Raw genomic sequence first — 12,660 nt, forward strand, 5'->3', positions numbered from 1 at the left:
CCGTCGCGATTCACACATCGCGGTGTGTGAATCGTGCATAAGAAAATATCCGTCCTTTCGCTTCGTGCCGGGCTGGCGCTTGATCGCCGCCCCACATCCGAAAATCGCAGCAACGACGCAATCAGAAGAATAAGCTCGTCCATGGCCTTGATTGATTCGAACGTCCACAAGCTCGCGCCTGACGCCGCATCGCCGACCTATCGGAATGCGCCGCACAACATCGAAGCGGAACAGGGTCTGCTGGGCGCCATCCTGGTCAACAATGACGCGTTCTATCGCGTCTCCGACTTTCTCGAGCCGAAGCATTTCTTCGAAATCATCCATCAGCAGATTTACGAGACGGCCGGTAGCCTGATCCGGATGGGCAAGGTTGCAACGCCCGTCACCTTGAAAACCTTCCTGCCGGCCGAGCTCGATCTCGGCGGCATGACCGTCAGCCAATATCTCGCTCGCCTCGCGGCCGAGGCGACCACCATCATCAACGCCCAGGATTACGGGCGCACCGTTTACGACCTCAGCCTGCGCCGCAACCTGATCCAGATCGGTGAGGAGATCGTCAACGTCGCCTACGACGCGCCGGTCGATTTCGCGCCGCGTGCGCAGATCGAGGACGCCGAGCGGCAGCTTTACGCACTCGCCGAGACCGGGCGCTATGACGGCGGCTTCCAGCGCTTTGCCGATGCGCTCACGGTCGCCGTCGACATGGCGGCAAAGGCATTCCAGCGCGACGGCAAGCTGTCGGGCATCTCGACGGGCCTGCGCGATCTCGACGCCCGCATGGGCGGCTTGCAGCCCTCCGACCTCATCGTGCTTGCCGGCCGGCCCGGTATGGGCAAGACCTCGCTCGCCACCAACATCGCCTACAACATCGCCAAGGCCTATGTGCCCGAGGTCCAGGCCGACGGCACGGTCAAAGCCGCCAACGGCGGCTCCGTCGGCTTCTTCTCCTGCGAAATGAGCGGCGAGCAGCTCGCCACCCGTATTCTCGCCGAACGCACCGGAATCCCGTCGAGCCACATCCGTCGCGGCGGCATCTCCGAGCTCGATTTCGAGAAGATCCGCGACTGCTCGATCGAGTTGCAGTCGCTGCCGTTCTATGTCGACGAAACCGGCGGCCTCTCGATCTCGCAGCTCACGGCCCGCGCCCGCCGGCTCAAGCGGCAGAAGGGTCTCGACCTGATCGTGATCGACTACATCCAGCTGCTGCAGGGCTCCGGCAAGAAGGGCACCGACAACCGCGTGCAGGAAATCACCGAGATCACCACCAACCTGAAGGCGCTCGCGAAGGAACTGAACGTCCCGGTGATCGCGCTGTCGCAGCTGTCGCGTCAGGTTGAAAACCGCGACGACAAGCGGCCGCAATTGTCCGACCTGCGCGAATCCGGTTCGATCGAGCAGGACGCCGACGTCGTGATGTTCGTCTACCGCGAGGAATACTACCTCGCGAACAAGGAGCCGCGCCCCGGCACCCCCGAGCACGAGAAGTGGCAGATGGAAATGGGCCTCGCCCACGGCAAGGCCGAAGTCATCATCGGCAAGCAGCGTCACGGCCCGACCGGCACCGTCGAGCTGCACTTCGAGGCCAGCGTCACCCGGTTCGGCGATCTCGCGGCCGACGGCCAGGTTCCGGATCACTCCCACTGATTCCGCTGCGCGGTTGAACGGCGCAAGCCTGCCGCGTACAACTGCGCCATGAACATCGTGACCGACGCGAAATCGCAGCTGACGCCCGAAGCCAACCTGCTGGCGGCCCACCCGGCCGCCACCGGCATCCTGACCATCGACCTCGACGCCATCATCGCCAACTGGCGCAAGCTCGAGAAGACCGCAGTCCCCGCCGAATGCGCCGCCGTGGTCAAGGCCAACGCCTATGGCTGCGGCGCCGAGCAGGTGTCGCGGGCGCTCGCCAAGGCCGGCTGCAAGACCTTCTTCGTCGCCAATGTCGAGGAAGCCGCCGCGGTGCGCGCCGCCGCTCCGCAGGCGACCGTGTATTCGCTCGGCGGCTTCTTCCAGCAGACCGGCGATGCCTACGCCAGGATCGACTGCAAGCCTGTGATCGGCGATCTCAACGAACTCGCCGAATGGGATGTGTTCTGCCGCCGCTCCGGCTGGTCCGGCGGCGCAGCCATCCATATCGACACCGGCATGAACCGGCTCGGGCTGACGGTCAGCGAAGCGCAGGGCATCATCCCGCGGATCAATGCCGGCGATCACGGCATCACGCTGGTCATGAGCCACCTCGTCTCCGCCGAGTTGCTCAACAGTCCGGTCAACGCCAGGCAGCTTTCGAGCTTCCGCGAGATCGCAAGCCTGTTCACCGGCGTGCCGGCCTCGCTGGCGAACTCCTCCGGCGTGTTCCTCGGCGCCCAATTCCAGTTCGACATGGTGCGGCCGGGCTGCGCGCTCTACGGCGTCAATCCGACCCCGGAGGCCGACAACCCGATGCAGCCCGTGGTCGACCTCAAGGCGCGCATCGTGCAGATCCGCAACATCGATCGCGGCGAGACCGTCGGCTATGGCGGCACCTGGACCGCGCGGCGGCCGACCCGGCTCGCGATCATCGCCGCCGGCTATGCCGACGGCTATTTCCGCGCCGCCAGCGCCAATGACGGCACCCGCGGCGCCGAGGTCGTGGTCGCCGGCAAGCGCTGCCCGATCGCCGGCCGCGTCTCGATGGATTTGATCGCGGTCGACGTCACCGACCTCGACAAGAACGCGGTGCGCCGCGGCCACATGGTGACGCTGATCGGCGAAGGCATCACCGTCGACGAGGTCGCGCATCATTTCGGCACCATCGGCTACGAGGTGCTGACCAGCCTCGGCCGCCGCTTCGTGCGCATCTACAAGGGCGGCGATGCGGTTGCGGCGACAAGCGACGCGAGTGTCGAGAAAGTCGACGCGGTCGCCGAGACGAGCAAACCGGCCACCACGCAAGCGGCGCCGCCAGTCATGCCGACGGCCGCGCCCGCTGCACCGCCACCACTGCCCTCCGCCTGACGGCATGAATCGTCGCGATCGTCTGACCGCATGAAGATCGCGACCTTCAACATCAACAACGTCAACCGCCGGCTGCCCAATTTGCTGCGCTGGCTGAAGGCGGCCAAACCGGACGTCGTCAGCTTGCAGGAGTTGAAGGCCAGCGACGCCGAGTTTCCGGCGGCCGCGCTCGCGAAGGCCGGCTACGGCGCGGTGTGGCAGGGACAAAAGACCTGGAACGGCGTCGCCATCCTCGCGCGCAAGGCCGATCCGGTGCTGATCCGCACCGCCCTGCCCGGCGATCGCGACGACCACGAGGCGCGCTACATCGAGGCCGCGGTGCGCGGCATCGTCGTCACCAGCCTCTATCTGCCGAACGGCAATCCGCAGCCCGGACCAAAATTCGAATACAAGCTCGCCTGGTTCAAGCGGTTGCGCGCCCACGCCGCCAAGCTGCTGAAGCAGGAGGTGCCCGTGGTGCTTGCCGGCGACTACAATGTCGCGCCGACGCCTCTCGACATTTATCCGACCCGCTCCTGGGACAAGGATGCGCTGATCCAGCCGAAGAGCCGCGCCGCGTTCAAGGCGCTGGTCGACCAGGGCTGGTGCGATGCGATCCGCACGCTGCATCCGGACGAGCCAATGTTCACCTTCTGGGACTACAAGCGCCAGCGCTGGCCGCGCGACGCCGGCCTGCGGCTCGATCATCTCCTGCTCAGCCCCGAGGTCGCCGCGCGGCTCGCGAAAGCCGGCGTCGACCGCGACATCCGCGGCGAGGAAGGAGCCAGTGATCATGCACCGGTGTGGGTGGTGTTGAGGTGATGGCGCCTGCCCCACCACAGCCGTCGTCCCTGCGAAAGCGGGGAGGTGGATTCACACTCGAAGTGCAACACTTGAGAGAAGGCCTCGAGAGGGGTTTGGAAGTCAAGGCATTTGCGCGGGGTGTTGTTGTAGGCGTTGATCGACTGGCGGAGGCGGCGCGTCGGGAAGGTCGCGAGATCGGTTTTGCGTGGAATGAAGCGGCGCATCCGACCGATCGCATTCTCGATGCCGCCCTTCTGCCAGGGCGCGTGCGGATCGCAGAAGAAGGTCTCGATCGCGAGGCGGTGCAGCTCCAGGTGACAGGCGAACTCGGTCCCATTGTCGAAGGTAACGGTCTGGCACAGGCCTTCCGGCAAGGCAGCAAACAAGCGGACGAGATGACGGGCGATACCGCGCGCGAGCTTGCTGGCGATGCGGATGCCGAGCAGCAGGCGCGAGGTGCGCTCGTGCACGGTCAGGATCGCCTGACCGTATTTGGAGAACATCATCAGGTCGGCTTCCCAATGACCGGGGGCATTGCGATCGGCGGCCTCGATAGGCCGTTTGTCCAAGGAAACACGGCCTTCTATGAAGCTTGCGGGACTGCCGCCCTTCTTGCCGCGGTAGCCGCGTTTGCTCTTGCCGCGTGGCAGATAACGCCGCCAGCTGAAGTCCGAGGTGCGCCGGATCTGGGCGTATATGAAGCGGTAGATGGTCTCGTGGGAGATCACCTTGCGGCCGTGTTCGCGGGCCAGCCGGCCCGCGACCTGCTCGGGCGACCAGCCCTGACCAAGGCGCTCCAAGACCGCGCGGCGCAGGCCGGGCTCCCGTTCGAGGCGTACGCCCGTCCAGCGCCGCGCTCGCATCTGTTGCTGGGCATAGCTGGGTTTGTAGCCGACCTGGGCGCCAGAATTGCGGTTCAGCTCCCGAGAGATCGTTGATGGCGAGCGATCCAGAGCTGCCGCGATTTGCCGCACCGAGCTGCCATTGGCTGAAAGCCGGGCAATCTCGCATCGCTCGTCCAGGGATAGCTGCTCGTAACTCCGCCCCATCGCAACACCTCCTCAAGGAAGTGTTGCACTTCGTTTGTGAACTCAGGGGACCCATACTCCGCGGCGGCTGTTGTTGAAGAGACGCGTCGTTCGGGCGTCGCTCAACAATGACTGCCTGTGGTTATCGGTCCCTGCTCCCGTGCGCAATTGCGCACTAGGCAGGGACGACGCCGAATATGTGGCGCTATCCGCGACCCTTGCGCCGGCGGGCCAATCGGTGGCATGGGCAAACCTCCTCTCGGAGCGAACAGGTGGGCTTTGTCTTCGTCCTGATCGTCGGCCTCGTCGCCGGCACCATCTCGGGCATCGTCGGCACCGGCTCGTCGATCATGCTGATGCCGGTCTTGGTCTATCAATACGGCCCGAAGCAGGCGGTGCCGATCATGGCGGTCGCCGCCGTGATGGCCAACGTGTCGCGCATCCTGGCCTGGTGGCGCGAGGTCGATTGGCGCGCTTGCGCCGCCTATTCGATCACGGGCATTCCGGCGGCAGCGCTCGGCGCGCGCACGCTGCTCGTGCTGCCCTCGCGCGCGGTCGATATCGCGATCGGCGTATTCCTGATCGCGATGGTGCCGGTGCGGCACTGGCTGGCGCGGCACAGGCTGAAAGCCAATCTCTGGCATCTCGCAATCGGCGGCGCGCTGATCGGCTACCTCACCGGCATCGTCGCCTCGACCGGCCCGCTCAGTGTGCCGCTGTTCCTGTTCTACGGCCTCAACAAGGGCGCCTTCCTCGCCACCGAAGCGGCGAGCTCGCTCGGGCTCTATGTCAGCAAATCGGTGACCTTCGAGCGGTTCGGCGCGCTGACACCTGATATCGCGTTGAAAGGCCTGATCGCCGGCATCTCGCTGATGGCCGGCGCCTTCATCGCCAAACGCTTCGTGCTGCATATGAAGCCGGAGGCATTCCGGCTGATCATGGACGGCATCATGCTGGCGGCGGGCGCGTCGCTGCTGTGGACCGCTATGATGAACTGAAGATCGATCATCCAGGGAAGCCCTAAAATGAAATCGCTCGAACTTTCACTGTTCGCCGATTACTTTCAATTCTACATCCAGGATGAACCTGCATCCGGCGACCTTTCCGCTGCGTGGACGGAGGAAGCGACCGATCGAATGCTCGCGATCGCGCCGGGGACGGTCGGGATCGGCACCGTGAGGAATATGGAAGTTCCAGTCGCGGTGACACTGCTTGAGCAGGAGCCCGACGACGATTCGGCTAACTGGGATCATGTGGTCGAAGCCAGCCTCGACCTCGCGTCCGGACGCGTCGTGATCGCCGGTTGCACCGACTACTTCCCCGATGCCGTGCGCATCGAGACCCCGCCAGGGTCCTATCGGGTGCGCGTCTCCTACGGCGCGCTCGACACGCTGTCGGAAAACGGCCTCGAGGGCGACGACCACTACCGGCTGCAGCTATGGCCGGCCGCCCCGATCGCGGTTCGCGTCCTGAAGCAACGATCGGCGTCGGGCCTCCGCTGACCCGACATGCCCGGGCACGGCGCGGCCGTCGGGCATTGCGACCCTTTGATCCGTGCTATGGAGAGGATCAGGAATCGAGCTCTTCTTCATGGCCAAATCCACCCTGTCCTTTGTCTGCCAGAACTGCGGCGCGGCGTATAATCGCTGGCAGGGAAAGTGCGACTCCTGTGGCGAGTGGAACACGCTGGCCGAGGAAGACACCACGGGCTCGGTGCCGGTCTCGATCCGCAGCAAGCGCAAGGGGCGAACGTTTGCGCTGGAATCGCTGTCCGGCAAGACCCAGGACGCGCCGCGGCTGTCGTCGGGCATGGCCGAGCTCGACCGCGTCACCGGCGGCGGCTTCGTGCGCGGCTCGGTGCTCCTGGTCGGCGGCGATCCCGGCATCGGCAAATCGACGTTGCTGACCCAGGCCACCTCCATGATGGCGCGCGCCGGCCACCGCGCGGTCTATATCTCCGGCGAAGAGGCGGTGGCCCAGGTGCGGCTGCGCGCCGAGCGGCTCGGGCTCGCCGATGCGCCGGTGCAGCTTGCCTCGGAAACCTCGGTCGAGGACATCGTCTCGACGCTGTCGGAAGGCGCGGTGCCGCGGCTGATCGTGATCGATTCGATCCAGACCATGTGGACCGACACGGTGGAATCCGCGCCCGGCACCGTGACCCAGGTGCGCGCCTCGGCGCAGGCACTCATTCGCTTCGCCAAGAAGACCGGGGCCGCGATCATCCTGGTCGGCCACGTCACAAAAGACGGCCAGATCGCCGGCCCCCGCGTGGTCGAGCACATGGTCGATGCGGTGCTGTCGTTCGAAGGCGAAGGCTCGCAGCAGTTCCGCATCCTGCGCTCGGTCAAGAACCGATTTGGCGCCACCGACGAGATCGGCGTGTTCGAGATGACCGGACTCGGGCTGCGCGAGGTCACCAACCCCTCGGAACTGTTCCTCTCCGAACGCGAGCTCGGCAGCCCCGGCACAGCCGTGTTTGCCGGCATCGAGGGCACCCGCCCGGTGCTGGTCGAATTGCAGGCGCTGGTGGCGCCGACCTCGCTGGGTACGCCGCGCCGTGCCGTGGTCGGCTGGGACCCGAGCCGGCTGTCGATGGTGCTGGCGGTGCTGGAGGCGCATTGCGGCGTCAAATTGTCCGGACATGACGTCTATCTCAACGTCGCCGGCGGCTTGCGCATCCAGGAGCCGGCCGCCGATCTCGCCGCGGCCGCCGCGCTGGTGTCCTCGCTGGTGAATGCGCCGCTGCCGACGGATGCAGTCTATTTCGGCGAGATTTCGTTGTCGGGCGCGATCCGCCCGGTGGCGCAGACCCCGGCCCGGCTGAAAGAGGCGCTCAAGCTCGGCTTCGGCCGCGCTATCCTGCCCGAACCGGGGGGCGATATGGGGCTCGCGCTCAACAGCGTCGGCAATCTGACCACGCTGGTCGCCGAGATTGCCGCGCGCGGAACGCCCCGCGGCGGCCGGGCTGCGCCACGGCACGACGAAGGTGCGCCAAGCGGCGACCCGGGCGGCTCCGGAGACGCTGATAAGGCTGGGAAAAATGCCACACCGGCCCGATTCCGTCGCGAGACCACCTAAAGCGGGCGTGACGTCTCAGCCCCTCGCCGCTATACATCCGCCGCGCGGGACAGGTGGTGTTGCGGCCTTGCCGGATGCCCCCAATGCGCCTCAGTTAGGACGGCACCGACTTTGCCGATTCGCGAGAGCTCTCACAGCGTAAGCCCTTAACAGCGTACCGAAACGTACCAGCGGACCTGACCAGCCGATGCCCGTAACAATACTCGATCTCGTCCTGCTCGGCGTGATGCTGATCTCGGGCCTGCTTGCCATGGTGCGCGGCTTCATGCGCGAGATCCTGTCGATCGCGGCCTGGGGCGCCGCCGCGCTGGTCACGCTGTATGCTTTCTCGAAGCTGCTGCCGACCGCCAAAACCTACTTCAACAACGACACGGTCGCGGCCATCGTCGTGGTCGCCGGCACCTTCATCGGCACGCTGATCGTGGTTTCCGTGATCACGGTGCGGATTTCCGACATGATCCTGGATTCCCGGATCGGCGCGCTCGACCGTACTCTCGGCTTCCTGTTCGGGCTCGCCCGCGGCCTCCTGATCGTGGTCGTGGCGTTCATGTTCTTCACCTGGCTGGTTCCGGACAAGCAGCGGCCCGACTGGGTGACCGGCGCGAAGTCCCGCGTGGTGTTGCAGGGAACCGGGGATTGGCTCATGACGCTCTTGCCTGACGACCCCGAGAACACCATCTTAAAGAAGTTCAAGAAGAATAAGCCAGACGACGATTCTGCGGCCGATACCAATGATCAGGCGACGCCGGCGTCGGGTGATGGCTATAGCAAACCTGCGCGTGACAGCTTGAAGAAGCTGATCGAGAAACCCGCGGGCCGATAAACTATTTGGGCCCTTACGAGAGGCGATGAACGAGATGCAGACCCCTTCGGATCATAGCGACCAAATGGATCTCGACCTCGGCCCGATCGAACTGCAAGACGACCCCAAAAACGACCCTCTCAGGTACCACCCCGATCTCGATGGCGACACGCTCCGCGAGGAATGCGGCGTGTTCGGCATCTTCGGCCATCCGGAGGCCGCCGCGATCACCGCGCTCGGCCTGCACGCGCTCCAGCACCGCGGCCAGGAGGCCGCCGGCATCGTCTCCTTCGACGGCAGCCGCTTCCACTCGGAACGCCGCCTCGGCCTGGTCGGCGACGCCTTCTCCCGCCGCGAGGTGATCGAGCGCCTGCCCGGGAACGCCGCGGTCGGCCACGTCCGCTACTCCACGACCGGCGGCACCATCCTGCGCAACGTGCAGCCGCTGTTCGCCGAGCTCAGCGCCGGCGGCTTCGCGGTCGGCCATAACGGCAACCTGACCAATGGCCTGACCCTGCGCCGCGAGCTGGTCAAGGGCGGTGCCATGATGCAGTCGACCACCGATACCGAGGTGATCCTGCACCTGGTTGCGCAGTCGAAGCGCACCCGCTTCATCGACCGTTTCATCGAGGCGCTGCGCACCATCGAGGGCGCCTATGCGCTGGTCGCGCTCACCAACAAGAAACTGGTCGGCGCGCGCGACCCGCTCGGCATCCGTCCGCTGGTGCTCGGCGATCTCGACGGCCATCCGATCCTGACCTCGGAGACCTGCGCGCTCGACATGATCGGCGCCAAATATGTCCGCGACATCGAGCCCGGCGAGATCATCGTGTTCGACGAGCACGGCGCGCACAGCCACAAGCCGTTCCCGCCGAAGCCGGCGCGGCCCTGCATCTTCGAATACATCTATTTCGCCAGGCCCGACTCCATCGTCGGCGGCCGCTCGGTCTACGACGTGCGCAAGGCGTTCGGCGCTCAACTCGCGCGCGAGAGCCATCCCGAGGTCGACGTCGTGGTGCCGGTGCCGGATTCCGGCGTCCCTGCCGCGGTCGGCTACAGCCAGTATTCCGGCGTGCCGTTCGAGCTCGGCATCATCCGCAACCACTATGTCGGCCGCACCTTCATCCAGCCGACCCAGACCGTGCGCGAGCTCGGCGTCCGCATGAAGCATTCGGCCAACCGCGCCGCGATCGAGGGCAAGCGCATCATCCTGATCGACGACTCGCTCGTGCGCGGCACCACCTCGAAGAAGATCGTGCGCATGATGCGCGACGCCGGCGCCCGCGAGGTGCATTTCCGCCTCGCCTCACCGCCGATCCTCTATCCCGACTATTACGGCATCGACCTGCCGGACCGCGGCGGTCTGCTGGCGGCGACCCATTCGCTCGAGGAGATGCGCGACATCATCGGCGCCGACTCGCTCGCCTTCCTGTCGATCGACGGCATGTACCGCGCGATGGGCTATGAGGGGCGCGATCCAGCCAATCCAAGGTTCGCCGACCACTGCTTCACCGGCGCCTATCCGACCCACCTCACCGACCAGAGCGAAACCGAGGCCCCGCCGCGCCAGCTCTCGCTGCTCGCCGAGGCGAGCTGACGCTATCACCACCGCTGTCGTCCCTGCGAAAGCAGGGACCCATAACCACCGGCCAGCGTGGCTGGTGACAGGGTTAGACACGACCACTTTCTTCCATTATCGCCGTCACGGCGTATGGGTCCCTGCTTTCGCAGGGACGACGATTTGTTAGAGTCCCTCCCATGACAAAACCTCTCGCCTCCCGGATTGCCCTCGTGACCGGCGCCTCGCGCGGCATCGGCTATGCGACATCAATCGCGCTGGCCAAGGCCGGCGCCCATGTCGTGGCGGTGGCGCGCACGCAAGGCGGGCTGGAAGAGCTCGACGACGCGATCCGCAAGGACGGCGGCAGCGCCACGCTGGTGCCGCTCTCGCTCACCGACTACGAGGGCATCGCGCGGCTCGGGCTCGCGCTGCATGAGCGCCACGGCAAGCTCGACATTCTCGTCGGCAATGCCGGCACCGCCGGCCCCTCGTCGCCGCTCGGCCATATCGAGCTGAAGCCGTGGAACGACGTGCTCGCAATCAACGTCACCGCCAACTTCCAGCTGATCCGCTGCATGGACCCGCTGCTGCGGCAGTCCGACGCCGGCCGCGCGGTGTTCGTGACCTCAGGCGTGGCGCACAAGGCCAGCGCCTATCTCGGCCCCTATGCGGCCTCCAAGGCCGCACTCGACGCGCTGGTGCGCTCCTGGGCCAATGAGACCGCCAACACCGCGCTGCGCGTCAACCTGTTCAGCCCCGGCCCGATCCGCACAAGGATGCGCGCCCAGGTGTTTCCCGGCGAAGACCCGATGACGCTGGATACACCCGACATGGCCGCCGAATTCATCGTGCCGATGTGCTCGCCTGCATGGACCGAGACGGGCAGGCTCTACGACTACAAGGCACGCACGCTGCGGACATTCCAGCCGCCGGCGTGAGGGGCACATACGAGCCGCACCTTCGATTGTCATCACCCGCGCATGCGGGTGATCCAGTATTCCAGAGGCAGCAGTGCTTGAGTCGAGACGCCGCGGCGTACTGGATCGCCCGGTCGAGCCGGACGATGACACCGTTTATGGCGCTTCGGCTTGCCATTCTCATGCAATTGACTCCGCGTCCGCCCCACGATTGACTGCCCTCCCCAGCGGCCCGGCCGCCAAGAAAACTCTCGGGAGGCATCATGACGCCGACGTTCAATCGCGCGCGCTCCATTCTCACCGGATTGTTTTTCTCCGCCTGCATCGCATCCTCAGCGCTTCTCATTGCGCCCGCGCCGACCAAGGCCGGTGACGTCCCGACCTTCGCGGTCGACGCCTCCTGGCCGAAACAGCTGCCCAACAACTGGATCCTCGGCCAGATCGGCGGCATCACCGTCGACTGGCAGGGCCACATCTGGGTGATCCACCGGCCGCGCTCGCTGACCGATGGCGAGAAGGCCGCGAGCCTGAGCCCGCCGCGCGCAAAGTGCTGCGTGCCGGCGCCGCCCGTGCTGGAGTTCGACGCCGACGGCAATCTGCTGCGATCCTGGGGCGGACCCGGCGACGGCTATCAATGGGTCGGCCGCGAGCACGGCATCGAGGTCGACGAGCGCGGCTTCGTCTGGATCGGCGGCAATGCCGATGACGACAGCGAAATCCTGAAGTTCTCGCTCGACGGCAAATATCTCGGCCAGATCGGCAAGATCGCCGCGCGCACCAACAGCAACGACTCGACCCAGCTCGGCCGGCCCGCGGGGATCGCGATCGACAAGGACGCAAACGAGCTCTACGTCGCCGACGGCTATGGCAACCGCCGTGTCATCGTGTTCGACGCCACCACGCTGGCCTACAAGCGGCACTGGGGCGGCTACGGCAAACTGCCGACCGACGAGAAGCAGCCGCCCTACGATCCGAGCGCCGCGGTGCAGGAGCAGTTCGGCAATCCCGTGCACTGCATCAAGATCGCCAATGACGGGCTGGTCTATGTCTGCGATCGCAGCCAGGACCGCATCCAGGTGTTCCAGAAGAACGGCACCTTCGTGCGGGAATGGTTCTACGAAAAGAACACCCGCGGCGACGGCGCGGTATTCGATCTCGCGCTGTGGCCCGATCCGAAGCAGACCTATCTGCTGAACGCCGATGGCGCCAACAACGAGATCCGCGTCATCAAGCGCGACGACGGCACCGTGGTCGGCACCTTCGGCCATAGCGGCCGCAATGCCGGGCAATTCGCCCTGCTCCACGTCATGGCGGTCGACCAGAAGGGCAACGTCTATACCGGCGAAGTCGACGGCAAGCGGATCCAGAAGTTCAAGCTGACCTCGGACGCGCTGAAGTAGGCAATGACGGTGGGATGACGCTTCGACGCAGTCATCCGGCTTTATGCGGATTGCCGCTCGCCTGAGGACAGGGTAAGCGGGAACCCGAACGACC

Annotated in this window: 11 protein-coding genes; 10 read left to right on the top strand and 1 reads right to left on the bottom strand. The window is 65.7% G+C overall.

Annotation, left to right across the window (positions count from 1 at the left end):
- The first annotated feature begins 141 nt into the window (after nt 1-141).
- The 3 genes from ACVW17_RS29930 to ACVW17_RS29940 are packed head-to-tail and all read left to right on the top strand — an operon-like array spanning nt 142 to nt 3,798.
- Nucleotides 142-1,644: a replicative DNA helicase gene (locus ACVW17_RS29930; RefSeq protein WP_456755202.1), complete on the top strand. Its 1,503-nt coding sequence runs from the start codon at nt 142-144 to the stop codon at nt 1,642-1,644.
- 48 nt (nt 1,645-1,692) lie between these two features.
- Nucleotides 1,693-2,997 carry an alanine racemase gene (gene alr / locus ACVW17_RS29935; RefSeq protein WP_456755203.1) on the top strand — a complete coding sequence of 435 codons (1,305 nt, stop codon included), beginning with the start codon at nt 1,693-1,695 and terminating at the stop codon, nt 2,995-2,997.
- A 30-nt stretch (nt 2,998-3,027) separates the two neighbouring features.
- Complete coding sequence (locus tag ACVW17_RS29940) at nt 3,028-3,798, top strand: exodeoxyribonuclease III (protein WP_456755204.1); 771 nt, start codon at nt 3,028-3,030, stop codon at nt 3,796-3,798.
- Here ACVW17_RS29940 and ACVW17_RS29945 read toward each other — a convergent pair.
- Nucleotides 3,768-4,829 (bottom strand): IS30 family transposase, encoded by a 1,062-nt coding sequence (locus ACVW17_RS29945; RefSeq protein ID WP_456798198.1) that lies wholly within the window; start codon nt 4,827-4,829, stop codon nt 3,768-3,770. The genes ACVW17_RS29940 and ACVW17_RS29945 overlap by 31 nt on opposite strands.
- A gap of 251 nt (nt 4,830-5,080) precedes the next feature.
- Between ACVW17_RS29945 and ACVW17_RS29950 the strand changes: the two genes are divergently transcribed.
- The 7 genes from ACVW17_RS29950 (at nt 5,081) to ACVW17_RS29980 (ending at nt 12,566) form a co-directional block, all read left to right on the top strand.
- Nucleotides 5,081-5,806: a sulfite exporter TauE/SafE family protein gene (locus ACVW17_RS29950; RefSeq protein ID WP_456755206.1), complete on the top strand. Its 726-nt coding sequence runs from the start codon at nt 5,081-5,083 to the stop codon at nt 5,804-5,806.
- 27 nt (nt 5,807-5,833) lie between these two features.
- A complete protein-coding gene (locus tag ACVW17_RS29955; RefSeq protein ID WP_456755207.1) occupies nt 5,834-6,310 on the top strand; it encodes a hypothetical protein in 477 nt (158 codons plus the stop codon).
- A gap of 88 nt (nt 6,311-6,398) precedes the next feature.
- A complete protein-coding gene (gene radA / locus ACVW17_RS29960) occupies nt 6,399-7,886 on the top strand; it encodes a DNA repair protein RadA (protein ID WP_456798199.1) in 1,488 nt (495 codons plus the stop codon).
- 187 nt (nt 7,887-8,073) lie between these two features.
- A complete protein-coding gene (locus tag ACVW17_RS29965; RefSeq protein WP_212014401.1) occupies nt 8,074-8,709 on the top strand; it encodes a CvpA family protein in 636 nt (211 codons plus the stop codon).
- Nucleotides 8,710-8,734: 25 nt separating this feature from the next.
- Complete coding sequence (gene purF / locus ACVW17_RS29970; protein WP_456755210.1) at nt 8,735-10,285, top strand: amidophosphoribosyltransferase; 1,551 nt, start codon at nt 8,735-8,737, stop codon at nt 10,283-10,285.
- A gap of 161 nt (nt 10,286-10,446) precedes the next feature.
- Nucleotides 10,447-11,187, top strand: a complete 741-nt coding sequence (locus ACVW17_RS29975; RefSeq protein ID WP_456755211.1) for an SDR family NAD(P)-dependent oxidoreductase — start codon at nt 10,447-10,449, stop codon at nt 11,185-11,187.
- A 242-nt stretch (nt 11,188-11,429) separates the two neighbouring features.
- On the top strand, nt 11,430-12,566 hold the full coding sequence (locus ACVW17_RS29980) for a hypothetical protein (RefSeq protein WP_456755212.1): 1,137 nt from the start codon (nt 11,430-11,432) through the stop codon (nt 12,564-12,566).
- The last annotated feature ends 94 nt before the right edge of the window (nt 12,567-12,660 follow it).

Source organism: Bradyrhizobium sp. USDA 4473 (genome assembly GCF_054063335.1).